The sequence below is a fragment of the Filimonas effusa genome (assembly GCF_004118675.1).
Taxonomy (GTDB): Bacteria; Bacteroidota; Bacteroidia; order Chitinophagales; family Chitinophagaceae; genus Filimonas; species Filimonas effusa.
Map to the genome: position 1 here is coordinate 1,239,066 of NZ_SDHZ01000001.1, position 25,630 is coordinate 1,264,695.

Sequence of the window (25,630 nt, forward strand, 5' to 3'; positions counted from 1 at the left end):
TCATTATACTATTGGTGATCGTTAGAAATTCAGATTCAGTCCCACAACAAAGGAACGCGGACGGGGATAAGCATTCCAGTCCAGGCCAAGTGTCGGATAAACAGCATGATTCTGCGACGTATTGGTGTTCACTTCCGGATCTAATCCTGAATATTTGGTAATGGTAAATAAGTTGTAAACACTACCGTAAATACGAAGATTATAGAGCCCCGCTTTCTTAAGAATAGCCTTGGGCACCGAATATCCCATGGTAAGCGTGTTCAGACGCAGATAAGATCCGTCTTCAATTCCCAGCGACGAGGTAACCCCGTTTTCATTATATGCCAAAGGCAGTGAAGCATTTGCATTGGCAGCCGCCAGTTGCTTGGGATCGTTTAAACGTACCAGGTTGCCATCAACTACATCGTAGATCTTATAAGTGTTGTTGATGATGGAAAGCTTGTTTTCATACACGCCGGTCTCCTTATATCCATAAAGTGAACTTAACTTGGTAATGTTATAGATGTCATTCCCATAACTCCAGTTAAAATAAGCACCAAGATCAAAGTTCTTGAAAGAAGCGCTCAGGTTAAAACCACCTGTATGCTTGGGAGTCATATCGCCGATTACAGCAAGATCTTTATCATCGATCTTTCCGCTTCCATCCAGATCCTTATACTTTACAACACCCGGATAAGCAGTTTGACCACTAGGCCTTTCGCTGGTACCAACACCATGAACAACCCCAATAAAACTGCCCACATCTGCCACACCTGGTTTTAAGGTATAAACGCCGTTGGCATAGTTGAAGTCGTCGGTAGTGTAAAAACCGTCATACACCAAACCTCTTACCAGGCCAACAGGACTGCCTGTTTTCAGGATATAGTCATTGGTAGGATAGGTACTGCTGCTCGCCCAGCTTGTACCATAAAGGCCCGTTACGTTTTCTGCAAGTTTGTCAACATTCGCTTTATTGAAGTTGATATTGGCGCCTGCTGTAATATTCCAGTCCTTGTTTTTAAGGATCACACCAGACAAAGAAAGCTCAAGCCCTTTATTGCTGGTCTGTCCAATATTCGCATAAGTAGAAGTAAAACCTGTAATACCAGGAATAGTAGTAAGCATCAGCAGATCTTTCGTGGTATTCTTATATACCTCGATGCTACCTGTTACCCTGTTATTGAACAAGCCAAAGTCTAAACCAATGTTCTGGGTTACTAACGTTTCCCATCTCAGGTTCTCATTTGCCATTTGTGCAGAAGCCAGGTCATAAGCGCTTTTATACTGGTTGTTAAGCACATATTGCCACCTTCTGTCTGTTTCCGAAGTCCACATCTGGGACCACAGGTTAGAGCTGATACCATCATTACCAACTTCACCGTACGATAAACGAAGCTTCAGACTGCTCAGCCAGTTAATGTTTTTCATGAACGACTCTTCCGATACTTTCCACGCAAAGGCGCCGGCAGGGAAATAACCCCAGCGCCTGCTGGGAGCAAACCTGGAAGAACCATCACCACGGAAAGTGAACGTAAATAAATAACGGTCATTCAAAGTATAGTTCGCCCTGCCGAAATAGGAGAGGATCCGCCCCGGAGTGCTTATGCCCGAAGAAAAAGCACTGGTACCCGCAGTCTGATCATATTGGTTGATCATGGCAAAAGCATTATCCATACTAAAGTTCGCAGGATAGTGGTTCGCTGAGATCCTCATATCAGTCCCGCCGGAATTGGTAACTTCCTGGCCGGCCAGCAAATTGATCCTGTGTATTTTCGCAAAGCTCAACTCATAGTTCAATACATTCGACCAGCGTAAACCCCAGCTGTCCGATTTCCTGTAGTCAACAGCGCCCGCAAACAGCTTTTCTCCTGTCGCATCATCTAAATAATTATTGTATACAGCGCCTGTCCAGTTCTTGGTTTGATCCCATGACCGGTTCAAGGTAAAATCAGTATGATAATTCAACCCTTTTATGATCTTCCAGTTCAAAGACAGGATCGCACGGATATTTTGCCTCGATTCCAGCGGACTCTGATCGGCGATACGGCTATAAGGACTATAAGCATCCCAATACGACATTTTGCCATATTGCTCGATATTGCCTTCACGTAACGCAGCTTTATCACCTAAGATATTATCCAGGCCAATCGGACGAAAACGATAAGCCATAGAAAGAATAGCCCCATCATTACCAAAATCCTTTACATCAGTATAACGTGTATCGATATTAACATCAACTTTATCTGATAATTTCTGGTTGGCCTTGAACGATACGTTCGCACGTTTCAGGTAAGAATTCAGTTTCATACCCTGCTCATCGATATAGTTGGCGGCAAACAACACTTTTGTTTTATTGGTACCACCCGATACCGACACGTCATGATTGTGAGAAGTAGAGTTCTTGTAAACATCTCTCTGGTTATCATACATCGGTGTGTTCCGGTAGCGCTCGATACCACCGGCATTGGTACCCGCATTAGCCCCCAGGCCGAACAATTTTTCAAAAGGGGTCTGGTAAGCCGCTCCGTTGGCAGCTGCATTCGCCCATACATATTTCAGGTAATCATACGGGTTTAAAGCCTGCAGATACCCGGTAGGAGTGTTCACCTTTACAAAACCGTTGTAAGTGGTCGCAATCCGCCCTTCTTTTGCCATCTTGGTAGTTACCAGTATTACACCGTTAGCACCACGGGCGCCGTAAATAGCTGTGGACGACGCATCTTTTAATACGTCGATACTCTCAATCTGGTCCGCAGGAATATCGTTCAAAGACCCCGCAACCCCATCAATCAATACCAAAGGATCATTGCTTTGAGAAATAGAACTACCGCCACGTATACGAATAGAAACCGCGCCGCCCGGACGTCCGTCCTGTGTCACTACGTTTACACCGGGTAGCTTACCCTGCAACGCCTGGGCAGCATTCGCCACAGGCATCGTTGAAATAGATTTGCCGGAAACAGAAGCCACCGAACCCGTAAGATCTTTCCGCCTTACGGTCTGGTAACCTACCACCACCACATCGTCAAGCTTCTTGGCCTCCTCTTTCAGAAAAACAGTGAGCAAACGCCCCGCAACAACTTCCACCTGCTGCGACTGCATTCCTAAAAAGCTTATAGTAAGAGATTTTGTACCATTCGGAACTTTCAGAGAAAAGTTACCGTTCTCATCCGAAACAGTGCCAATGGCCGCATTACCCTCCACCTGGATATTGGCACCGATGACAGGCTTGTTTTCTGCATCCTTAACACTCCCCTTAACCGTAAGATCCTGGGCATTTACCCCAAAAGCAGTCATCAATAGAAATGTAAAAAATAGAAGCAGTCGGTTCTTCATTTTTTGTTTTTTTTGTTTCATAATGGAGCATTTAAATAATACATTGCATTTCAATGTTTTATGGGTTACTACAGTCTAACTGTGTGCATGAGGGGATCTTTCTCTAAGGCAAAACCTTAAATAACCTGTAAACGCTTCTGTAGGATTCTCCTTGGCAACAACCATTTTCGGCAACATCACAATCGTATTCAGGCTTTTAGATGGGAAATTTCAGCCAGGAACGATATAGTTGAATTTTGAAGATCGGCTACCAACTGACTTCAGTCGCAATAGCTTTCTCGCTAGTATATGGTTCAATATGGCTGACTCACAGCACAATATTAAGCGCGCTTCGCGCGAAGGCATGTTGGCGTTTTGGCTTTTTTATGTCGACAAATTGGCGTTTTCAACGGAAAACAATTTATCTGCATACAATTAGCTCCGGGTTAACCTGGAAAGGATCCGTTTTGGCATCATAATAATGCCAAAACACCACACTAATATTTTTTTATCCCGGATATAAAAACCCAGGTACATAAAAAAACCAGGCTATCCTGCTCCGATCACAGGCAACCTGGCTTTGAATCTTATCGTATACCTATCAATGAAATTACTGCATATATCAAATTAAAGCAACCCGCTAGCATTCTTTTGCATTCTCTCTATACTGCATCGGCGTCATCCCAAACGTTTTCTTGAAACACTGGGCAAAATACCTGACATCCGAAAAACCAACCATATAAACCACCTCTTTAATCCGGTACTGCTGCGTTCTTATCAACTCCGCAGCATAATTCAATCTTACCTCCCGAACAAACTCTACAGGTGCCAGGCCGGAAAGACTCTTAACCTTACTGAAAAATAACCTCCGGCTTAAATTCGCTTTCCGGGCAAGATCGTCTATCGCAAACTCGCTCCTGTCTATATTATCCAGTATGTCCTGCCTTAATTGCTTTAAAAACAGCTCATCCTGCTCCGTTATATTTCCATGTGCAGGCAATTCCTTTACAACTACATCCTCCGGTTCATGGCTGGCCCCTTTTAATAAATGTGCTGCCAGGTTCTTCCTTTGCCTGAGAATATTGCTGATTTTAGCTGTAAGCAGCTTCAGACTGAATGGCTTCGTGATATAGTCGTCGGCACCCTTATTGATACCTTCCAGCTCATCATCCGCACTTGTTTTGGCAGTAAGTAATATAAATGGGATATGACTGGTATTATCATCACTCCTCATTTTCTGAAGAAATGCAATCCCATCCATTTCCGGCATCATAAGATCACTCAAAATAATGTCGGGCATAAAAAGCTTTGCCTTCTCATAACCCTCCCTGCCATTTTTCGCTTCATAAACCTGGTATTCATCGGTAAGAACAGATTTTATGAAGTCTCTTAGATCAGGATCATCCTCTACAACCAATATCGACAACTGCTTAAGGATACAATCTTCAGCCGGTTTCTCTGTAATCATAGCTGCCCCTTCAACTACAGTCATATCATCTTCCGCAGGCTTAACACTGGCCGATATGATGTCAATATTGGCATCACGCGAAAAATGCTCCCTGCCGGGTTGAAATAGCACCGTAATGGTAGAGCCTTTGTTCTCATCGCTCTCCACAACGATCTTTGCATGATGTTTATCTACGATCTCTTTAACGATCGATAACCCGATACCCGTACTCGGCTTGCTTTTGTCTTTGTTATAAGAAACAAAACGGGCAAACAGTTTATTGAGGATCTCTTTCGACATGCCCTCACCCTGATCCTTCACCTGTAAGGCAACCGACTTATCCTTCCTGAAAACATTTACCTCTATCTTCTTTCCTTTGGGTGTGTGTTTTATGGAGTTGGATACCAGGTTATAAAGCAGCTTTTCTATTGCCTCCGGATCCACCCATATCGTATCCGTGCCCAACTGGTTGTTCACGGCTAAATGTATCCCCTGGTCTTCCGTAAGTTTGAACGCCGTATTACAAACCTCTTCCACGTAACCCCCAACAGGTATCTCCTTTATCTGCAACCGTTGCTTCTGTATCTTCCTGAAATCAAGTATCTGGTTCACCATCTTCAACATCCTGTTGGCATTGGTCATCACCAGCTGAAGCTGTGGCCTGATAGCAGCATGTGTCTTTTCGTTTTGCAGGATATTTTCAAGAGGAGCTACAACCATTGTAAGAGGCGTACGTATTTCATGCGAGATCTCGGTAAAAAAGCGGCTCCGCATTTCTGTCTGCGCTTCTTCCAGCAGTATCCTTTCCTTTAAACGATAATAAATAAAGATCGATCTCAATACCACGTACAACAACAGGGCGCCCAGTAAAAAATAGGAGAGATAAGCCCACTTCGTTTGCCATATCGAGGGTTTGATCGTAATAAGCAGGCTGCGTTCATTATCGATCCAGGTACCACTGCTGTTGGTCGATTTCACCTTGAAGATATAATCCCCCGGTGGAATATTGGTATAGTTGGCAATCCTTTGCTGGCTAATAACCCAGTCTTCATCAAAGCCCTCCAGCTTATACGCATAAGAGATCCCGTGCGCCCCGCTGTAATCCAGCGCTGCATATTCTATGCTGAAAATATTTTCCTTATGCTTTAAAACCAGCTCCTTTATATCGTCAACCTTTGTGTTCAACGTATAATCGTTGTTCGACACCTTTAACTTCACCAAAGCCAGGTAAGGCGTATAATTGTTCTTTACTATTTTACCCGGCCAGAACGACAAAGTACCGGCCGAATAACCATAGATCAGTTCTCCATCAGAGGTCAGCAGCGGCAGTGTCTCCATAAAATACTGGCTGCTTCCCTTACTTACATCATTGAACCGCTCACACTTTTCACTGGCAGGATTAAATCGCGAAAGACGCCCTTCACTGTTTATCCATAAATGACCGCAGTTATCCTCAGCAATCGAAAGCACGATATCCGAACACAAACCATCCTTTTTGCCATAGATCTTCGACTTCTCGGGAAAACCATCCTTATCCCACGATACTATCTTACTCATACCACCCCCAAACGTGCCAATATAGAGATCTTTATTACCGGTGATACAAATGTTCTGTACATCATTTGCATTCATGATGTCTCCGGTGGCTTTGGTAAAAACTTTATAACCCAATATCCCCGGCTCCTTGTCACTTACAGAAAGTACAACCAGCCCCGCAGTGGTGCCGGCATATAACTTATTGTTGAAACTCCTCACCGTACGTACTCTCGCACCCGCTTCAACCGGGTAATGCTTGAAAAGATTATTCTGGTTGAAGAACCGCTTGTTAACAGCATCGAACAGGTTAATCCCCCCGCCAAAACTGCCCAGCCAGATCCTGCCTTTATCATCTTCATGAATGGAATAGATCAGGTCGTTGCTGAGACTATACTTATCGCCGGGAATATTTTTATAATGCACTATCTCGAACGATTCAAACGAATTGTTCCTGGGCTTCAGTAAATACACACCATTGCCTTTAGTACCAGCCCATATGTTCCCCTTCCTGTCCTGCATCAGCGAATAGGTCATAGCCTTCAAACGTTTCCCCGATTTAGACACCGTGCCGTCTTCACATACAAAGCCCTTTAAATTCCTGTTGGAATCATATACCGATATGATCCCTCCCAGGTTACCAAGCCATATATTATGATTGGCGTCTTCAAGAATAGACCTTACCTCATACCCCGTAACCGATATATTGCTCGAATAAAAATCATTTTGCTTGAACAGGCTGTTTTCAATCACTATCTTTTCAAGTCCCCCGGAACGGGTGCTCAGCCAGATATTCCCCTGCTTATCCATGCAGGCATAGTGCAGGATATCCGAAAACTTCCATTCGGGAGAACGGGGATTATTGAAGAAAGGAACCATCTTATCCAACTTGGCATCATAGAACGAAAACCCGCCATGAGGATGCGCCCATATATTACCAAGTTTATCCTCCATGATAAAGAAACTGGGAAAGAAGGCCGCATTGTTCCCATAGTCGTTGGGCGTATAAAAGCTGAGTTTATCCTCGAACAAATTGTACTTCGCGATCCCCTTCGAATTGGTCTCTAACCAGATATTATTGTTACGGTCAGGGTAACACGACAGCATTTCATTAGTCGGCAATGCTTTGTATGCCACCTTATCCACCTTTTTGATAGTGCGCATATTCGCATCACAAATAAAAAAGCCATCATTTCCGGTCAGTATCACAAACAGATTATTGTAAGCCTTCTTAATGGAAATAATATCCGAGCGAACTCCTGTATTGAAAGAACTGAAAGTTTCAATACTCTTGTCATAAATAAATATTCTGCCGTTATTCGCCCCAAACAGGATAGCTTTATCAGTCTCTGTCGCCGATAAAAAATGGGCTCCCTGGCTCAACTTATCCTTGCCACTGAAGAAAACCCTGTATGTATTGTCTTTGCTAACAGAAGGGGAGAATCGTACCAGCCCATTGTCAGTTAACACCCACGACAACCCACTGACGTCTTCAAATACCGTATTTACTTTATTATCCGGCAAACTTTTTTGCGCTACCGAAAGCTGGCGGCGCGTGTTAAGAGAGTCCAGCACACATATGGCCCCCATTGAGCCCGATAACAACCATACTTTCCCTGATGGCTTAGGCTGAATTTCGGAAGTTTTGAAAGCACGGTTGTTAACCCTGAACGAGGCTACATATTTCTCCGTAGCCGGGTCAAACCTGAATGCCTCCTTATTATAATTTGTCAGCCAGATATAGCCGTAACTGTCCTCCGCTATTTTGTCTACCCGGCTGGTATTCATTACAATAGTGTCATTCGGAGCGGTTTTGAAGGAAGTGAAGTTATAACCGTCAAATTTGCAGATCCCGTCCCACGTCGCAAGCCACATAAAACCCTTGCTGTCCTGCATGATATCCATTATCGTGCGTTGCGGCAACCCTTCTTCCAGTCCAAAATGCTCGATATGCGTTTTGGGCTGCCCCAACAGCCCCAGGGGACTAAGCAGTAGTAACAGGACTATAGATCTAAATACATTCATGGCTTCGATCGCTACTTGGCAAGTATTCTTGCCATAAATACGAACGGGAGCAGTTTATACCTCCGCCATTTAAAAATATTTTTTCCACAAGCCCGCCTTAAAGGCTAAACTCCTCATAATAAGCCGTTTGAGTCTTTTTATCATACCATAAGAACTCCTGGTATTCATCTGCTTTTCCAACCTTATAAGGCCTGAGCTTCGTCAACTTCAATTCATCCCACCAGGGCAGGTTAACAGAAAATACCAGCCCATGAGGCCCTTTACCCTCCGCCGGTTTCATCTGCTTCGTCTTTACGATCTTGTCAATGGTCGAAATAGCACACCGGAAACAAAGCAGCACCTTATAATCAGCGCCTAAAAAGTCGCCGTAAGCATAAATATTTTTCACATCACCGGTCAAATCAACCTGCAGGTGTTTGGCAAACCGTTTTTTATTGTTGTCAGTATCAGGCAGCCACGCATCATAAGCGGGAAAGGTTTTATCGATGATTTCGTCTTTTTTGCTACCAATACGCTCCCTCGCGGTATCAAAGCGCTGAGATACTTTATGAGCAATGCTTCCCGCCTTCCTCTTCAGTTTATTACAGGAAGAAAAAGCCATAACACCCCCAACTAAAACCATTATGTAAGGCAAAGTTGCTGAGCAGATGCTACAGAAGTTACTTTCATCCGGACCAATATTATATGCGTCCTTTACTTCCATCTTAATCTCTTTGATATATTACTAACATGCCTCTAAATTATTAAAGCGTAACGAATTTATCACCGCAGCCTCAATTAGCTGCTTAAAAAAGCTTCCGCTTAAACTAAAAAAGCCAGTAAGAATTTCTTACTGGCTAAGGGTGTATCGGGGAAAGCAGTTGATTATTAGTTAAATTTTATAAAGTAGCGCTTTTCTGAACAACAACATTCCTAACCTTCATAACAGTAGACCCTGTTGGTCCAGGCGAACCGGAAGAGCCTTCCATTTGATAGTTAAGAATAATATTAAAACGTTTTCCAACAAAGTTAGCCCCGGTATGGGTGGCTTTTAAAGTGCCATCTATCCAATATTCTATCTGTACATCCGTAGCGCTTATCTTGGTAACATACGCAGTATAAGTATGCCAGTTGGCAGGATTCGAAATAACATGCCCCTGGCTCGACCAGCCTCCGCTGGGATTCTTATAAGTATTTGTCCACGTAGTAGTGCTGCCTTTAAATTCCATGATATCACTTTCCGGCGGCCAGGAGTCTGCCCCGGTTATCCACCACGCAGGCCAGGTGCCTTTTGCCGAAGGACTTTGCACCTCTGCCGAAAACCTCCATTTTGGATAAGCATCGTTCACTACAGGTATAGCTTTCGCATGAATAGCGCCTGAATAATAATGTATGGGCAAATAAGGGTCTTTATTACTATTCCCCACACCCGATGTTACCGTACTTGTAAATGTGAGCACATCTCCTGAAAGGGAGATGTTTTCTGTTCTCATCCTGGCTGTACCATTGTGGTCAGAACCCCAGGGGTATAAATTGTTCCAATAGGTACTGAAAGAACTAAAGGAATTTGCGGGAATAACAGTTTCCCAGGCCAGAAGCGCTACAACATCAGATGTTGCAGGCGCCTGATAAAGTGCACCCTGCTGATTCATATCCTTTTTACAGGAACAGATCAGTACACAGCACAATAATGGCAAGATCGCTAGGTTTACTCTTTTCATAGTTTATACTTGTTTTTGCTTCCCTCCAATACACACAGTATTAGAGACCATACAAAACAACACAGTAAAAACCAATAAGGCAGGAGGTTGAATGAGATATTTAAGGGGACAAAATCTTACGATAGCAACAAAAAGAGATCACTTAAGCCCGGCCCTGAACGCCGATGGCGATTGAGTGGTTTTATTTTTAAAAAGTTTACTAAACGATTGAGAATGACCAAACCCCAATTCATAAGCAATCTCACTAATGCTAAGATTCGTGGTTGCAAGCTTTTCTTTCGCCTTCTCAATAACAGCATTTTGAATGTATTGCTGCGTATTAAAGCCTGTTAATGAACGCAGCATATCACTTAGGTAATGCTGCGATAATTTAAGGCTTGCGCTGATAAACTGTACCGACGGTAAACCTTTCTGCAGCCCGTCATCCTTATCAAAATATTCTTTTAGCAAGCGGTCAAATGCAATAATGATCTGGTGATTCACCGCTTTCCGCGTAAGAAACTGGCGATTATAAAACCGGTCGCTATAACTAAGCAGGAGTTCAATCTGGGAAACCAGCACATTCTGACTGAACGCATCTATATTGTTCTGGAGCTCTATACCAATGGTACGAAACAATCCCTCGATGATTTCTTTCTCTTTTGCCGATAGAAACAACGCCTCTGACACTTCATAAGAAAAAAAACCATATTGATGGATCGAACGGCCTAACGGATAGTCCCGGATGAAATCCGGGTGAAAGAACAAAGCAAACCCCTCATAACTGTTCATATCTTCCGTTGCAATTACCACCTGCCTGGGGCCTAAAAAAGCCAGTCCCCCTTCTTCAAAATCATAATAGCCTTGTCCATACTTTACCTGACCTTTAAATTTATTCTTAAATGAGATCTTATAAAATTCCAGGCTGATCATCTGTCCTTTTTCCAGCATCTCCGCATCAGCCTTACTATAGTCAACCAACGCAATTAAAGGATGCAGCGGCGCCGGCTGCCCCATGGAACGCATTAATTGCGATATACTTTCAATATGAATGACTGCTAAACGACGCTGCATTGCCTGTAAGATACTTAATTCTGAACCGCCGGCCGAATCACGATATCGCCTATCTCCACGTCTTTGGGCCGGCTGATGGCATAAACCACCGCATCAGCAATCGCCTCTGGACTTATCCCGATTTCCGCAACAGCTTTGGCTGCTGCCGCCTTCATGTCATCGGCCTCCACACTTTTACTTGCAAAATCAGTTTTTACATATCCCGGCGAAATTCCCGTGATCCTGATACTGCCGTCACACTCCTGCCGGAAAGCTTCAGCAATCGTCCGGACAGCATTTTTCGTCCCCGCATATACGCCCTGTGTAGGAACAATCTTTATACCCGACGTTGAAATAATATTGACGATATGCCCGGATTGCTGTTTCCTGAAAACAGGGATCGCAGCAGCCATACCATATAAAACGCCTTTTATATTAACATCTATCATTTCGTCCCAGCCATCAACATTCAACTCATCGATCCTGTTAAGCCTGGCTACACCCGCATTGTTTACGATAACATCCAGCCTGCCGTAACGCTCCATCGCCATATTTACCAGCTTAACCAGGTCGGCTTTATTGCTTACATCGGCTGCTGCAAATATAGCATCACCTCCCTCGCCGCCAATTGCTGCCGCCAACTCCTCCAACTGCCTGGTTCTGCGGGCCCCTAAAACCAGCTTTACCCCATTCTTTGCAAGTGTTATCGCGATGGCCCTACCAATGCCGCTGCTTGCCCCCGTAACAACTGCTACTTTTCCTTTAATGTTTTCCATATACTGCTCACTTTGATTCTTTCACAAACCTCCGATCAATTTTATCGGGAAAAGTTGCCCGGTTGGTATCTTTTGTAGCCATGTCAGATCCCGGCAGCTTAAACACGCAACAAAAGGCGGTTCAGCTCTATGCCCTCACTAAAAGAGCACTAAACAATGCAAAAAAAAAGGAAGCGTTATTGCTGACGCTTCCTTTTTCACCAGAGCAAACTGCAAATAAAAGCAGAAGGCGCTATACCAGTTTTAACGCTTTTACATCCTCAATTAACGCCAGCCCAATTCAGGTGCAACATGCTCCAGGATAGAAGACAATACATGTATATTGTAATCAACGCCCAATGTATTGGGTATCGTCAAAAGAAGCGTATCCGCCTCCTGGATGGCCTCATCCTCAGCCAGATCCTTTATAAGCTGGTCTGGTTCTGCCGCATAACTTCTTCCGAAAATAGCGCGCCTGTCACTTTCAATATAGCCCACTTTATCACTCCTGTTCGATTCCTGGCCAAAGAAATACCTGTCCTGATCCGTCACCAGCGCAAAAATAGACCGGCTTACAGACACCCTTGGCGCACGCTGATGTCCCGCTTTCTTCCAGGCTTCCTTATACTTCCTGATCTGTTCAGCCTGCTGTATATGGAAAGGTTTGCCGCTTTCATCATATTTAAGAGTAGAGCTTTGCAGGTACATCCCGTTTTCAGCCGCCCAAACAGCCGTAGCATCGGAGGCGGCTCCCCACCAAATGCGTTCCCGCAACCCTTCAGAATACGGCTCCAGCCGCAACAAACCAGGCGGATTGGGAAACATAGGGTAGGGGTTTGGCTCAGCAAATCCAACTCCTTTAAGCTTATCCAAAAACTCCAACGCCTTACGACGCCCCATGTCGGCATCGGTTTCTCCTTCAGCAGGCGCATAACCAAAGTAACGCCAGCCATCGATTACCTGCTCCGGTGATCCTCTGCTGATGCCCAGTTGCAATCGCCCCCCGGAGATCAGATCAGCAGCTCCGGCATCTTCCACCATATACAGCGGATTCTCGTAGCGCATATCAATTACCCCGGTGCCAATTTCAATCTTACTTGTTTTGGCCCCTATAGCCGATAACAACGGAAAAGGCGAAGCCAGCTGGGCCGCAAAATGATGCACCCTGAAATAAGCGCCGTCTAACCCCATTTCCTCAGCCGCAACCGCCAGGTCAATAGACTGTAGCAAGGTATCACCTGCTGTACGGGTCTTATAAGCAGGATGACTAGCCCAATGTCCGAACGACAAAAATCCAATTTTCTTCATAAAATCCTCCTCGGGTCCTGTTCCCTTTTCAGTGAATATAATCGTAAAACTATCTGATCATAAAGATAAGCATACTTGCGATGAAGTTGTCTTGGGCAGTTTCCTTTGATTAACCATATTGCCTCCAGACTTTCATGTATCTTATTCAGAAAAGCAGATAATGCCTGAAAACTAATCACTACTTGCTTCTCGCCACTGTCCTTTCTGACTGTCCGCCAGATCAAGTCTCTAGGAAATACATTATTAGGTATAAAAAAATCATTTAGCACACAAACCTTTATCCCCAAAAACAGGTAGTATAATTAGTGCCGTCGTTGTAGCCAACATCCCATCTCATTATAGAAGCACAATAATTCCTCCTTAGAATTGTAAAAATTTGATTTAAAATTTTATCTTAGTAAATAAACCAAACCCTGCTAACACAAAAAAGATGGAAACAAAGATAAAATGGCTATCCGATTTTTACGGATGGGAAAAAATCGATCCGGAGAGCAACCATTTCAACAACAGCGATTACGTATCCATCAATGGAGATGTTCAGCAACTTCGGGTAAATCCAACTATAGCAAAGCATCATATGTTTCGCGCATCCAACTTGAAATTGTTCACCGGACCGGACGGCAATGGATTTCATCTCTACCAATGCGACTCGCCCTCCGAAGTAAGAAAGAATATCCCTCTCAGGTTTTTCTACAGCAAAGAATATGGAAAAGCATTTGAGCTGAATGGATCAAACACGCCGATATATGAACTATGGAATTTTATCCGGAATAATCCTGCAGTAAAAAAAAGTATCTTAGGTGCCGAAGGGGAGTGGATAAGTAATGAGAAAAATATCCCTGATTGCATCAGGCTATTTTTTGATAACGTTAGAGGTAAACATGGCAGATTTGAGATCATTCATTGGTATCAAAGCGACAAGTTGGTCTCTAGTTATTCCCTGTTCAGCAACAGAATAAAAAAATACTACGAGATCAATAACGACAAAGAATGGGATTCGCAAACTTCAGCTGAAAACGAAACAAATCAGGTTTTCCATGAATACTTGTCGCACTACTTTAACCAATTGGATAGCCAGGCATACGCAATTAAATTAACCTCGGAAGATTCGGACAAACAACAGGGATCGTTCGCAATTTGGAAAGAATGTCATATGGTATTTCAAAACAGTATCTTTACTGCTGACGTAAGTCTGAATATAGAGGAAAATAACTTTGGCTCAATTTCACTGTCTAATGAAAGACAACTGAGTTGCTACGACGTATATCAGGGAGACAGAGAGACACTTTCAGCGTCAGAAACAGATATGCTTAAAGGGCAAACAGAAATCTACCCCTTAAAGAATTAGCTTCGTCGACAAAATCAATTATCACCTTTTCTCATTCTTGCGATATTCACAAGTAGCATAGATAACAATATCAGCCCAATTACTGAATGAAGTACATAATATACAATAAAATAACCGCTACAATTATGGCTAATTGAATATGCGTCTTTATCAATGATGTCTACCAGCGGGAATATACGATGTAATGAAAACACTAGCGGATCAACTTTGTTGTCTGGTGCGCCCTGTTCGATAATAAAGTGTCTGTTTAACATCTCACCGAATACAAACTTACCGACTAGAATAAAGAATATCAGGAAGCAGACGCACAAATAAATGCGACTTCCCATAAAATATATCAGCCGGACAAAAAACATTAATATATACTCCAGGATATTTGCCGACGGACGATGATAAATCAGCACGTCCCGTGCACGATTATCTTCTCCTGACTTGAATAGTGCCGATGAAAACTGCTCGAAAGGCTGACGAAAATTGCTGCTTTTTCTAAACCCAAACCAACTTCTCCTCCGGTAGTAAATCCACTTAGCAGCATAAAAATCTCTTGAACTCCCGCAATCACTCTCTACATAATTATATTTCGTCCCAATAAGATTTAGCCTGACAGATCGATTCCTTTTACCCTTTTTAGGAACACTAATAAATAGGTTGTTTATAGTAGCATTCTGAAGATCAATATCTCCCTCTGCTATGAACGGATCTTTTTTCTCTCCAATCCCTCTGTTGATAAACAAGGAGTCAGATATCTCTGAAAACCTTAAGTTTAATGCATTCGGAAGATTGGCATCCCCTACGTCGCCACCGGGATTTTTAAAGGCTCCTCCCGAGCAGTCCATCGCACCTCCTATTATAGCATGTTCAAAATTCGCCTCTCCAAATATCTTTGCATGCTTTTCATCAACTTCAGGAAAGAAATTTTCGATATTAGAGAAAGCCGGGAAAAATATATCATGCTCCAGGCGTCCAAACTGATCCAGTTCCGTATGTAAACCTGCCGCGTCCGTATAAGTGTCTATTTCAAGAGAACGATTGAATATCGATTTAATGCTACTTAAGTAATTGGTTTGCTGACCATATGTTCCAATATCCCTGGCCGGACTGAATGATATTCTATTTTTGACGCGAATATAAGCTGCGTCAATTGCTTTTCGTTTGTTGTTCTTCTCAAGCCCAAGTATGTGGGCATTGTCAAAGAATATTGAATCTTCAATAGTTGTATGAGCAAGATCAACTCTGCCTAATGCAATCATTCGTTCATCCAAATACAAACGACCAATACGTGATCCACTAACATTAATACTTCCACCCTTTAATTCATCGTCATTTTTTCCGTAATAAGATCCACCTAAAAAAAGATCCCCATGAACAACAGATTTTCCGAAGACCACTCCTTTTGGGAAAAAACAACCACCATTTAAATATAATGTTGAGCACTCGAGACCGTTCCCTACAATATGGTCTGCTGTACATGCCCCGCCCCAAAGAAAGTTAAAACGTGCTAAACTAAGCATGATAGTCCCTGCAATAGTTGCTCCTGATAGATTGATACTATTCCCAGAAAAACTATACAAGTCCAGATTACCATTCACTACGATAAACTGATCCCGCTGAGCTAAGTCATTTATGCCACCTATCAGAAACTGACCGTCAATTCTTGCATGAGAAAAATCAACCGTCGAATTAATAATCAACCATTTTTTCCCTCTTTCCATCTTGGCTTGGATCCCCTTTGATATATTAGGATGATTATCAATTTTAAAATCTCCTTTAAGTACTGTATTAACAGCGTAAATACTATAATTGCCATCAGAACTATCTGATTCATTTGCGCAACCAAACCGGCATGAAGTAAATAAAAGATTTTCGCAGTAACTATTGCTGATATTTATACCTGAAAGAAAATTGCAGTACTTAAAATGAAGATCCAAAGTAATCTCCCGGCTGCTAAGGTTTAATGAAAACCTGTCATTACTTTCAAACAGGCCATCAACCTTCGAAGTACGATAATTAACATTAGCAATGTCGCCATTGGTAATAAAATCAGCTCCTATGATATTTAGTGTTCCCGACCGGAACAATATTTTACTAATACTAATCCCAAGCGCCCATTCCATAATCTCCGAACGGATATAATTAGGCTTAATGGAGAAATCTACCAGGTTTTCGTACTCCACATACGGGGGGATAGTACAATCTGCTTTACCAAGCATACTCCCTTCACTTAATAAGATCCGTTCGGCAAATGTGAGCTCGAACCCGCCTAATGCATCGTCATTAACAAAATCAACTAAACTGCTTCCCTCATCTGCCAAGATGGTTGTAGGCGTAGTCTTCTTCCCTAATTCCAGAAGTGCTTCTCTTAATGTGGTCATGCAGGGTACCTTTGCAGCAATCTAACAATAAATAATTAATATTTAAAAATATTATTTCGTCAAATACCTTATTAATACTGGCTTATAAATTATCAAATAAAACAGACAGGATAAAATATATAAAATCAAAAAAAATGAAACACAAATAAAAATAATACAATTATCACACATAACGAACACGATAGAAATGATGCGAATACAACCCTGTACCTACATATTAGTAACTACCTGCCTAAATTACATCCCGATTTATTTTATACTTATAGCAAATCCACCACCCGGCGCCACATCCTGTTCCAACACCGTATTGGCATTTACCTTTATCTTACGTATCGTATACGCCTGTGGATTTTTATCAAAACTGGCATTCTTCGCATCCGCATAAATAATAGCAGTAAAGTCTTTCCCTGCAGGCAGAAAGTCAAATTTAATGTTGGCAACCCGGGCATTTTCATCAGTAATACTTCCTGCAAACCATTCATTTTTACCTTTAGCCTTCCGCGCTATGGAAATATAATCTCCCGGTTCTGCCTCAAGTATATAAGTCGCATCCCAATCCACAGCCACATCTTTAATGAATTGAAAAGCATCACTGAACTTCCGGTATGTCTCAGGAAAATCTGCCGCCATTTGCAAAGGGCTGTACATGGTAACGTATAAAGCCAGTTGCTTCGTTAATGTCGTATGAACAAACATCTTGTTGCTTGGATTATAAACGCTGATATCCGATTGAAATATCCCCGGCGTATAATCCATCGGCCCGCCAATTAACCTGGTAAAAGGAAGAATAGTGGTATGATCAGGATTGTTGCCTTCAAATGCTTCGTATTCAGTCCCCCTGGCCGATTCATTACCTATCAGGTTAGGATAGGTTCTCGCAAGTCCGGTAGGACGAACAGCCTCATGCGCATTTACCATGATTTTATACTCCGCCGCCTTTTTCAGGGCATACAGGTAATGATTCACCATCCATTGCCCATAATGATATTCACCCCTTGGCAGAATATCTCCCACATAGCCGCTTTTCACCGCATCATACCCATATTGTACCATGAACTTGTAAGCACTATCCATATGTCTTTCATAATTCCGTACTGCCGAAGAAGTTTCATGATGCATAATGAGCTTTACCTTTTTCGATGCCGCATACCTGGTTAATTCCTTTACATCAAAGTCAGGGTAGGGGGTTACAAAGTCAAATACATAGTCTTTGTGTTTGTCGAACCAGTCCTCCCATCCCACGTTCCAGCCTTCCACCAGCACCGCATCCATACCATTTTCAGCTGCAAAATCAATATACTCCTTTACATGCCTGGTATTGGCGCCATGCCTGCCGTTAGGACGCAGGCTTTCAAAGTTCGTAACGCCCAAATGCACATTATTGGTATCACTATACGACCAGGTGCTCTTACCTGTGATCATTTCCCACCATACGCCTACATATTTGATAGGCCTGATCCAGGACACATCTTTGTATTTGGTTGGCTCGTTAAGATTATACACCAGCCTCGATTGCAGGATCTCGCCCGCCTGATCACTAACTATGATAGTCCGCCAGGGCGTTTGCGCGGGAGCCTGCATATACGCCTTAACCCCAACGGCATCCGGTGTGAGTATAGATCGCAGTACAAAGGTGGTATCATTAAGTTCGAGCGACATACAAGAGTAGTCTACCAGCGCCGCTTCATGAATATTAATGTAAAGCCCGTCTTTACTTTTTAATAACAAAGGCGTCTGTACGGCAGTAGGAGAAATAGGCCTCCTCGACGCATTGGGTGTAATAGCACCATTCATTTTACTTCTCACCTGTGAAAGCGCCGATGTCACTGTAGGATATTCCTGGGTATCATAATCACCCGGCAGCCAAAATGCCTTATGATCACCGGTAAGCGCAAACTCCGTCAACTCTTCCTTCACCACAAAATGCGATAATGACCGCTGTTCCGGAAACTCATACCTGAATCCCAGCCCGTCGTTAAAAACCCTGAACCTTATCCGCATAAGTCTGCCGTTTGGCATATCCTGCGATAAAGTAACCAACAGTTCATTGTAGTGATTCCTGATGCTTTTCTCTTCCCCCCATACCGGAGTCCAGTTTTCGTCGAAGGTAGTCCGTTCAACCTGCCGCACGGTAAATCCATCCATGAGAGAAGGAGTATCACCCAACTCCAATCCCAGCCGGCTGGTTTTGAGAACTGGTTTGTCTTTATAAGTAAGAGAGTAGTAAGGTACGCCATTGCCGGAGAGGCTGAACGCCAATACAATCTTTTTGTCAGGAGAACTGATCGTTTCAGCATTGGCAAGGCAAGCGATCAAAAGTACGGCTATGGTAATGATACTACGCATAAGATCTGTTTATGTTAGCATTTCTTCCTACTAAAATATGCCATTTAGCGTACTTTCCATTATCCTCCACACTACCCCCGCTCTTCAGCCACGCAGCTTTTTTCCGTAAAAAATGCTATTTTGCCTTGTTCTTGTACACCACCACAAACGTTTTTTATGAGCCAATTCCACGAGCGTTATCCTATCGGACAGTTTGAAAAACCATCCGTTATCAGTGCTGAACAATTAAACGCCTGGATTCAAACCATAGCCGCCTTTCCCGCGAAACTGAAAGCAGAGGTCATTACTTTAAACGATGAACAGTTAAACACGCCTTACCGGCAGGATGGATGGACCATTCGGCAGGTAGTTCATCATACTGCCGATAGCCATATCAATGCATTCACCCGCTTTAAGCTTACCCTGACAGAAGATTTACCGGTCATCAAGCCCTACGACGAACCTTTATGGGCCGAACTGGCCGATAGCAAAAATTATCCCATCCAGTCATCTCTGCTCATCCTGGCAGGATTGCACGACCGGTGGACAGCATTGTTGCACACACTTGGCCCCAACGAACTAAAGCGTTGTTACGTGCATCCGGCGCATGGCAAACATGTTAGCCTGGAAGAAGCCATAGGTATGTATGCCTGGCACTCACAGCATCACCTGGCGCATATAACTACGCTAAAAGCCAGGATGAACTGGTAAATATGGCGCTTAGATGTTATCCTCCATAACCCGGATCAAATTCCACGATCCATTCAATGCCATATTTGTCTCTGAACATTCCCGCATAGGTGCCCCATGGAGTATCGCCAATAGGCCCTTCAACATTCCCGCCCGCCGACAACCCGTTAAATATGCTCTCCGCTTCTTCACGACTGTCTGCACTGACGGAAATCTTGGACCTGTTTTCGTTTTCGTTGGTTGGCCCCATAAATTCAGGCACGTCATTGCCTATTAACACATTGTTTTTACCAATAGGCAAAGCAATATGCATTATTTTATTCGCCTCCTTTTCTGCCACCTGAAATTCAGCACTTGATAAGTCTTTAAAACGAATGATCCTGGTGAACGCTCCACCAAAAACTGATCTGTAAAAAGTAAATGCTTCTTCCGCATTTCCGTTGAAGTTGATCCAGGGATTAATTGCTCTCATAGTTTTTATTCTTTGATGGTCCGATTTTCGCTACTGCAATCAGTCAAACCTTTTAGAAAAATACGACATAATCCAACAAGAAAAGAAAGAACTGGCAACTTCACTCAATTCTCTGTCAATATGCCCCCGAAGGAAGGGTATTAAGTCCCGGACATTACTTCCCTGATGATTTTACTTATTGCTTATAAGCATATTTGAGCTTTTATTACAATATCTTCGACGAAAGATGAAATCAACGAAACTATAATTATGGATAAAGAAAACGCCTGGAACAAAATTCCATTGGAAGATTACGAGCAGCATATGCAGCATGCAACAGTGGCCCAATCACAGTTATTGAATGCTCTGACAAAAAAATACTTGCAAAAGCATACCCCCGAAAGGGCTTTATTCTTAGGCGTAAGTGGTGGAAATGGATTGGAGCATATTGATGTAAACAAAACAAAAAGCGTTTATGGAATCGACATAAACAAATCCTATATCGAAGAAACCCAAAAAAGATTTGGAGCAAAGATCAAACAATTGGTCCTTGTAAATACAGATATCTCCATTTCAAATGAATCTTTCTTAAAAGCAGACTTTGTTTGGGCTGCTTTAATTTTCGAATATATGGCTATTCAAAAAGGTTTTGAATTTATAGCTAATAACATCGCAACATCCGCTAAGTTGATAATAACAATACAAGCCAACAACGGAAGCTCTTCCGTCAGCCAAACAAAAGTAGAATCAGTTAAATCTCTGAAAGAGATCTTTAAAATAGTAGACAAGAACGATTTACAGATCCATGCCTTAAAGTTTGGATTTGAATTGCACGGCGAAGAAGAAAACATACTTCCCAATGGAAAGTCCTTGCTCACCTATGCGTATATAAAAACCAAAGCAGCTGGCAGCGTACACAAAAGTGAAACTTAAATTCCCATACCATGCACCCTGCCAGCACCGCCTTATTTAACGACCGGGAAATTTCCGCCATCGATAACCAGGTTTGCACCCGTGATATACGATGCCGCAGGTGACACAAGGAAGTAGATCAGCTCCGCCGTTTCTTCCGGCTCTGCCATTCTTCCAAGAGGCACGCCGCCTACTCTTTCCAACAGCCTGCCGGTCATTTCCTCCACTGTAATGTTGTGCTGTTTGGCATAGTCCTCCAAAAAGACAGTCATGGCCTCCGTCTTGTTTAAACCCGGAGAAACTGTTACCACTCTCACGCCTTTGCCTGCAACCTCTGTTGCCAATGCTTTGCTATAGGTATTCAATGCCGATTTTGCCACACTGTACGCCATAGTGGACTCCCAAATAGGAAACTGGCCACTGGTGGAGGAAATGTGAACGATTACCCCATACTGTTGCGCCAGCATCCCAGGCAACAAAGCCCTGTCCAGGCGAACGGAGGCAAGCAGGTTTACCTGCAGGGCCTGATCCCAATCCTGATCCGTTAACGTGCTAAATCCTCCTCCCGGGTAGGTATTTGCCCCCATGTTATTGATAAGTATGTCTACCCGCCCGAATTGACCAATGATCTTATCTGCAACTTCGATGATCTCTTCAGGCCGCGACAGGTCGGCGGCAATAAAGGTATAGGCGACATCGGGTTCTGCCGGGGTATTTCTGGCCGTAACAATAACAGTCGCACCCGCTTGCGCAAGCCTTCTTACCACCGCTTTGCCAATTCCTTTGGTACCGCCTGTTACCAGAACTATTTTACCCTTTAACACTTCATCAGTTGTTCCTTGACTTTTCATGACTTTAATTTTAATGCGCTTATGATGTAGTTGACGAAAACATGATTTAAATTAGTTTCGTAAAGTAACTAAAGCAGATGCTTTCGTTCATTTTCAAGCCACAAATAGGTGGTCACTTCCGGGTAACTAAAACAAAAAACAGGTAACATTTAAGTAACTAATGAAGAAATACAGAGACCATACCTCCACCTGTCCAATTGTACATACGATGGCTTATATTGGCGGTAAGTGGAAACCAATCATACTGGGCCGGCTGGTGAACGGAGCGGTCCGGTTTGGCAAGCTGGCCGCAGTAATACCAGACATATCACGTAAGATATTGGCCGGGCAACTGAAGGAATTGGAGGACGACGGGTTGATCTTGCGCCACAGTTATAACGAAAAACCACCCAGGGTAGAATACGAACTAAGCGAGATTGGCAAAACCGTTATCCCTGTTCTGATGGCCATGACAGAATGGGGCGGCCAAATGCATGATACCATAGTCAACCATAAACGTGCACTTGCAGGGTCCTCTGAATAGTACTGTATGCCAATGCCTGGCCTTAGTCGGGACTTTTCAGCCTCTTATCCCGGCATACAACCTTGCAGCGGAAAGAAAGGGCTTTTATGCCGTTTTTTTCTGAACTTGTAACTATGAAAAAACATGCACCATTATTACACTGCTTACTATTTAGCCTTTTCCTCGCACCAGTCCTGGATGCATTTGCCCAGGAAACAGATGCCGAAGTAACCGCTGCTATCAAACAGCAGGATAGTCTTTTCTGGCGGGCTTACAATAGCTGCGACACCATAGCTATGGCTGCCCTCTTTTCCGAAGACGTGGAGTTTTATCATGATAAAGGAGGACTTACCTTGGGACTGCCGGCTCTGATGGCTTCAATGAGCACTGGAATGTGCAATCCCAATGGAACCTTCAGGTTAAGAAGGGAAGAGGTAACAGGCACCGTTAAAATATTTCCTTTGAAAAAGGATAAGGAAGTATATGGTGCCATCATCACCGGGGAACATGTATTCTATGTTACTCAAAATGGAGAGAAAGAATTCCTGGATGGGCATGCGCTTTTTGCTAACGTATGGCGCAAACAAAATGGCAGATGGCAAATGGCTAGGGTATTCAGTTACGATCACGGCCCTGCAACAAAACCTTCATCCAGGTAGAAAAACAATTTATTTAACGCGGCCCTGCAGGAGTAACCGCACAACAGGTCTATGCGAGACGCCTGGCAATAGGCTCTGAAGCTTCAAGACAGGAAACCACCAGGTGGTTCTTGGGGCTACAGGAAGTAAAACATTAAGCCTTGCCCTTAAAGAACTCATGGCAGGAACAGCGCAGGTTCATCGCGGTGTTCCCGCCAAATTCTATTTAAACGAAGTCCTGAACTCCAGCGGCGAAAGGCTGGTTTTTGCCTTAAATAGTTTGTTGAACGACTGCGGATGTTCGAAGCCCAGTTCATAGGCTATTTCCGAAACCGATAGATCAGTGGTGGAAAGCCGTTCCTTGGCTTTTTCTATCAGCTTTTCGTGGATGTATTGCCGGGTGCTTAATCCTGTTAATGTCTTTAGCAAACTACGGAGATAACTTTGTGACGTATTAAGGCGTTCAGAAATATACTGCACTGTTGGCAAACCCTTCTTGAGTAGATCTTCATCATCAAAATACTTTCTCATCACATCTTCCAACCGGTCCAGTACCTGGTGACTACTCTTCCTCCGGGTAAGAAACTGCCTTTGATAGAAGCGCTCTGCATAGTTCAGCAGTGTTTCTAAATGGGAAATAATAATGTCCTGGCTAAATCTATCAATATTCGCCTGGTATTCTGACTTTATATTTTGAATGATCCCATTGATGATATTTTCTTCCTTTTCAGAAAGAAATAGCGCTTCATTGGTCGAATAGCCAAAGTAATCATACTTCCTGATGTTTTTTGCCAATGAAGTATTCCAAAAAAAATCAGGATGGATAAATAGCATCCATCCATCAAGCTCTTCAGGCATACCATTTTCTTCTCCACGTAAAATTTGTCCCGGCGACATAAAAGCCATTAAACCTTCGTCAAAATCATATTGCTGTTGTCCATAGATCAGCTTATTACAGCCCCGCTTCATCGTAATCACATAAAAGTCAAATAGAACGGCGTTAATACCGGACTCATTTTGCTGCCCTTTCAAGTCGATAACGCTGATGAGCGGATGCTCAGGCTTGGGGAGCCCTGCAAGCCGGTGGGCTTCAGTGATGGATTTTATCCTGTAAGCAGCCATCATTAAATAGCATTTTTTATAAACGGATACTTTAACCAGATCATGACGAACGGCAATACCAGGAACGGAATTTCTATCAATACCATTTTATAATTTCCGGACCTGACTGCCAGGGCCATGATGATCACAATAGAAATGGCGTTGAGCAGATTACCCAGGAAGAATGTTTTGGGGATCAATAGTAAAACACCAACCAAAAACGTTAATCCACCCAAAAAGGGGATCATGGACGCTGAAATGCCCAGTTCATTCATCATCTTCAATGACCCGGGATGTTGTTTGTAATTCAAGGTATCCCAACCATGTTTGAACGAAAGACCTGCTGCCAGTAACAACAAGACCAGGGACATTATATTCTTTAGCATTGCCTTGAGATTAATATACTAATTTATTGAATTATTTCAAACTCCATTGGTGTGATCCTGTACCCTTCATTTTTTTGATTTCCTTAAACTCCCTGTGACCAAACTTCAAAAGAACACCCGGAATAATTCTGCTTGCCGTTTTTATTACGCTGATGAGAAATGGCTTCAATTCCTTTTTGTCTTTCTTCAATCCATCGATGGCTACTGCCACCATCTTATCCACGCTCATCATCATACCCGGGTTAGGTTGCTTTATCCAGTCACGCTGAAGATTGGTCTTTACTCCCGGAGGTATCATCTCAAACACTTTCACATTGGTATCTTCCAGTTGCAAGCGCAGGGCCTGTGTATACGCACGAACGCCTGCCTTGGTTGCGCTGTAAACAGGCGCTGCGGAATAAGCCATAAAAGCAATGCCCGACGAAACATTCACAATGGCTGCCGTTCTTTTTGTTATTAAATGCGGCAGGAACCGGTGTACCATTTGAATCGTTCCGGTAAGATTGGTGGCAACTTCCTGGTTGATATTATCCAGGTCCATACGCTGATCCTGCAAATCTATCAGCCGCATTAACCCGGCATTGTTAATGATGATATTCAAATCGGGAAACTGTTGTATGACGCTTTTATACAACGCTTCAATGTCCTTTGAATTACTCACATCGCTTTGAAAAGTGTGTATAAGTGGAAACTGCTGCTTTGTTTCGGTTAGCGCATCAGTGTTTCGCCCTGTAACGATGATGGTTGCCCCTTGTTGGGTCAGTTGTTTCACCAACTCCAGGCCTATGCCGCTGGTACCTCCTGTGATAAGCACAGTACTATTCTTTAAATCCATTTTTGCTCTTTTAAATTGATGATACAAAGTTCGCTTACCATCCAAAACAGATGTATTCAAAACGACTTTTGATGTATCCGAAAGTGTCGTCGGACACTTTTCCCGGCATCCGGCTAATGATGAAT

19 protein-coding genes are annotated in these 25,630 nt (G+C 43.2%); 5 read left to right on the plus strand and 14 right to left on the minus strand.

Annotated elements, in window-relative coordinates; all coding sequences use genetic code 11:
- Window positions 1–21: 21 nt before the first annotated feature.
- The 7 genes from ESB13_RS04520 to ESB13_RS04550 all read right to left on the minus strand — a co-directional run bounded on the left by ESB13_RS04520 (window position 22) and on the right by ESB13_RS04550 (window position 13,094).
- Window positions 22–3,315 (minus strand): SusC/RagA family TonB-linked outer membrane protein, encoded by a 3,294-nt coding sequence (locus ESB13_RS04520; RefSeq protein WP_220399547.1) that lies wholly within the window; start codon window positions 3,313–3,315, stop codon window positions 22–24.
- Between the two features lie 619 nt (window positions 3,316–3,934).
- Window positions 3,935–8,299, minus strand: coding sequence for a hybrid sensor histidine kinase/response regulator transcription factor (locus tag ESB13_RS04525; protein WP_129001832.1), 4,365 nt, complete (start codon window positions 8,297–8,299; stop codon window positions 3,935–3,937).
- Window positions 8,300–8,396: 97 nt separating this feature from the next.
- On the minus strand, window positions 8,397–8,921 hold the full coding sequence (locus tag ESB13_RS04530; RefSeq protein WP_164974092.1) for a hypothetical protein: 525 nt from the start codon (window positions 8,919–8,921) through the stop codon (window positions 8,397–8,399).
- Window positions 8,922–9,177: 256 nt separating this feature from the next.
- Window positions 9,178–9,999 (minus strand): glycoside hydrolase family 16 protein, encoded by an 822-nt coding sequence (locus tag ESB13_RS04535; RefSeq protein ID WP_129001834.1) that lies wholly within the window; start codon window positions 9,997–9,999, stop codon window positions 9,178–9,180.
- Between the two features lie 138 nt (window positions 10,000–10,137).
- Complete coding sequence (locus tag ESB13_RS04540; RefSeq protein ID WP_129001835.1) at window positions 10,138–11,052, minus strand: helix-turn-helix domain-containing protein; 915 nt, start codon at window positions 11,050–11,052, stop codon at window positions 10,138–10,140.
- Window positions 11,053–11,066: 14 nt separating this feature from the next.
- Window positions 11,067–11,807, minus strand: a complete 741-nt coding sequence (locus ESB13_RS04545; protein ID WP_129001836.1) for an SDR family oxidoreductase — start codon at window positions 11,805–11,807, stop codon at window positions 11,067–11,069.
- 264 nt (window positions 11,808–12,071) lie between these two features.
- The gene (locus tag ESB13_RS04550; RefSeq protein WP_129001837.1) at window positions 12,072–13,094 is read right to left on the minus strand and encodes an LLM class flavin-dependent oxidoreductase; all 1,023 of its coding nucleotides are present in this window, start codon (window positions 13,092–13,094) and stop codon (window positions 12,072–12,074) included.
- Window positions 13,095–13,524: 430 nt separating this feature from the next.
- On the opposite strand from ESB13_RS04550, the gene ESB13_RS04555 reads away from it, so the two are divergent.
- Window positions 13,525–14,442, plus strand: coding sequence for a hypothetical protein (locus ESB13_RS04555; RefSeq protein WP_129001838.1), 918 nt, complete (start codon window positions 13,525–13,527; stop codon window positions 14,440–14,442).
- 14 nt (window positions 14,443–14,456) lie between these two features.
- On the opposite strand, the gene ESB13_RS04560 is transcribed toward ESB13_RS04555, so the two are convergent.
- Both ESB13_RS04560 and ESB13_RS04565 read right to left on the minus strand, forming a co-directional pair.
- Window positions 14,457–16,814, minus strand: coding sequence for a hypothetical protein (locus tag ESB13_RS04560; RefSeq protein WP_129001839.1), 2,358 nt, complete (start codon window positions 16,812–16,814; stop codon window positions 14,457–14,459).
- Between the two features lie 249 nt (window positions 16,815–17,063).
- Window positions 17,064–19,160 carry a glycoside hydrolase family 97 protein gene (locus ESB13_RS04565; RefSeq protein WP_129001840.1) on the minus strand — a complete coding sequence of 699 codons (2,097 nt, stop codon included), beginning with the start codon at window positions 19,158–19,160 and terminating at the stop codon, window positions 17,064–17,066.
- 156 nt (window positions 19,161–19,316) lie between these two features.
- Here ESB13_RS04565 and ESB13_RS04570 point away from each other — a divergent pair, with 156 nt between their 5' ends.
- Window positions 19,317–19,850 carry a YfiT family bacillithiol transferase gene (locus ESB13_RS04570; protein ID WP_129001841.1) on the plus strand — a complete coding sequence of 178 codons (534 nt, stop codon included), beginning with the start codon at window positions 19,317–19,319 and terminating at the stop codon, window positions 19,848–19,850.
- Between the two features lie 16 nt (window positions 19,851–19,866).
- Here ESB13_RS04570 and ESB13_RS04575 read toward each other — a convergent pair whose 3' ends face one another.
- Complete coding sequence (locus tag ESB13_RS04575) at window positions 19,867–20,301, minus strand: VOC family protein (RefSeq protein ID WP_129001842.1); 435 nt, start codon at window positions 20,299–20,301, stop codon at window positions 19,867–19,869.
- Between the two features lie 249 nt (window positions 20,302–20,550).
- On the opposite strand from ESB13_RS04575, the gene ESB13_RS04580 reads away from it, so the two are divergent.
- Entirely contained in the window at window positions 20,551–21,213 is a 663-nt protein-coding gene (locus ESB13_RS04580) for a class I SAM-dependent methyltransferase (protein ID WP_129001843.1), read from the plus strand.
- 32 nt (window positions 21,214–21,245) lie between these two features.
- On the opposite strand, the gene ESB13_RS04585 is transcribed toward ESB13_RS04580, so the two are convergent.
- Window positions 21,246–22,043, minus strand: a complete 798-nt coding sequence (locus ESB13_RS04585) for an SDR family oxidoreductase (protein ID WP_129001844.1) — start codon at window positions 22,041–22,043, stop codon at window positions 21,246–21,248.
- A 160-nt stretch (window positions 22,044–22,203) separates the two neighbouring features.
- Between ESB13_RS04585 and ESB13_RS04590 the strand changes: the two genes are divergently transcribed.
- Together ESB13_RS04590 and ESB13_RS04595 are read left to right on the plus strand one after the other, a co-directional pair.
- Window positions 22,204–22,566, plus strand: a complete 363-nt coding sequence (locus ESB13_RS04590; RefSeq protein ID WP_129001845.1) for a winged helix-turn-helix transcriptional regulator — start codon at window positions 22,204–22,206, stop codon at window positions 22,564–22,566.
- Between the two features lie 113 nt (window positions 22,567–22,679).
- Window positions 22,680–23,204, plus strand: a complete 525-nt coding sequence (locus tag ESB13_RS04595; RefSeq protein WP_164974093.1) for a nuclear transport factor 2 family protein — start codon at window positions 22,680–22,682, stop codon at window positions 23,202–23,204.
- 201 nt (window positions 23,205–23,405) lie between these two features.
- Here the strand turns inward: ESB13_RS04595 and ESB13_RS04600 are convergent, their stop codons facing one another.
- Genes ESB13_RS04600 through ESB13_RS04610 form a run of 3 tightly spaced genes read right to left on the minus strand, consistent with a single transcriptional unit; the run spans window position 23,406 to window position 25,505 of the window.
- Entirely contained in the window at window positions 23,406–24,305 is a 900-nt protein-coding gene (locus tag ESB13_RS04600) for a helix-turn-helix domain-containing protein (RefSeq protein WP_129003268.1), read from the minus strand.
- A gap of 2 nt (window positions 24,306–24,307) precedes the next feature.
- Entirely contained in the window at window positions 24,308–24,670 is a 363-nt protein-coding gene (locus ESB13_RS04605) for a hypothetical protein (protein WP_129001847.1), read from the minus strand.
- A gap of 31 nt (window positions 24,671–24,701) precedes the next feature.
- Window positions 24,702–25,505 carry an SDR family oxidoreductase gene (locus ESB13_RS04610; RefSeq protein ID WP_129001848.1) on the minus strand — a complete coding sequence of 268 codons (804 nt, stop codon included), beginning with the start codon at window positions 25,503–25,505 and terminating at the stop codon, window positions 24,702–24,704.
- Window positions 25,506–25,630: the final 125 nt, after the last annotated feature.

Excerpts from the sequence above, each read along its gene's own strand:
- ESB13_RS04560 (WP_129001839.1), bottom strand. The coding sequence starts at position 16,814 with ATGACCACATTAAGAGAAGCACTTCTGGAATTAGGGAAGAAGACTACG.
- ESB13_RS04575 (WP_129001842.1), bottom strand. The coding sequence starts at position 20,301 with ATGAGAGCAATTAATCCCTGGATCAACTTCAACGGAAATGCGGAAGAA.
- ESB13_RS04535 (WP_129001834.1), bottom strand. The coding sequence starts at position 9,999 with ATGAAAAGAGTAAACCTAGCGATCTTGCCATTATTGTGCTGTGTACTG.
- ESB13_RS04530 (WP_164974092.1), bottom strand. The coding sequence starts at position 8,921 with ATGGTTTTAGTTGGGGGTGTTATGGCTTTTTCTTCCTGTAATAAACTG.
- ESB13_RS04580 (WP_129001843.1), top strand. The coding sequence starts at position 20,551 with ATGGATAAAGAAAACGCCTGGAACAAAATTCCATTGGAAGATTACGAG.
- ESB13_RS04520 (WP_220399547.1), bottom strand. The coding sequence starts at position 3,315 with ATGAAGAACCGACTGCTTCTATTTTTTACATTTCTATTGATGACTGCT.
- ESB13_RS04590 (WP_129001845.1), top strand. The coding sequence starts at position 22,204 with ATGAAGAAATACAGAGACCATACCTCCACCTGTCCAATTGTACATACG.
- ESB13_RS04545 (WP_129001836.1), bottom strand. The coding sequence starts at position 11,807 with ATGGAAAACATTAAAGGAAAAGTAGCAGTTGTTACGGGGGCAAGCAGC.
- ESB13_RS04555 (WP_129001838.1), top strand. The coding sequence starts at position 13,525 with ATGGAAACAAAGATAAAATGGCTATCCGATTTTTACGGATGGGAAAAA.
- ESB13_RS04595 (WP_164974093.1), top strand. The coding sequence starts at position 22,680 with ATGAAAAAACATGCACCATTATTACACTGCTTACTATTTAGCCTTTTC.
- ESB13_RS04525 (WP_129001832.1), bottom strand. The coding sequence starts at position 8,299 with ATGAATGTATTTAGATCTATAGTCCTGTTACTACTGCTTAGTCCCCTG.
- ESB13_RS04605 (WP_129001847.1), bottom strand. The coding sequence starts at position 24,670 with ATGCTAAAGAATATAATGTCCCTGGTCTTGTTGTTACTGGCAGCAGGT.
- ESB13_RS04550 (WP_129001837.1), bottom strand. The coding sequence starts at position 13,094 with ATGAAGAAAATTGGATTTTTGTCGTTCGGACATTGGGCTAGTCATCCT.
- ESB13_RS04585 (WP_129001844.1), bottom strand. The coding sequence starts at position 22,043 with ATGAAAAGTCAAGGAACAACTGATGAAGTGTTAAAGGGTAAAATAGTT.
- ESB13_RS04600 (WP_129003268.1), bottom strand. The coding sequence starts at position 24,305 with ATGGCTGCTTACAGGATAAAATCCATCACTGAAGCCCACCGGCTTGCA.
- ESB13_RS04565 (WP_129001840.1), bottom strand. The coding sequence starts at position 19,160 with ATGCGTAGTATCATTACCATAGCCGTACTTTTGATCGCTTGCCTTGCC.
- ESB13_RS04570 (WP_129001841.1), top strand. The coding sequence starts at position 19,317 with ATGAGCCAATTCCACGAGCGTTATCCTATCGGACAGTTTGAAAAACCA.
- ESB13_RS04610 (WP_129001848.1), bottom strand. The coding sequence starts at position 25,505 with ATGGATTTAAAGAATAGTACTGTGCTTATCACAGGAGGTACCAGCGGC.
- ESB13_RS04540 (WP_129001835.1), bottom strand. The coding sequence starts at position 11,052 with ATGCAGCGTCGTTTAGCAGTCATTCATATTGAAAGTATATCGCAATTA.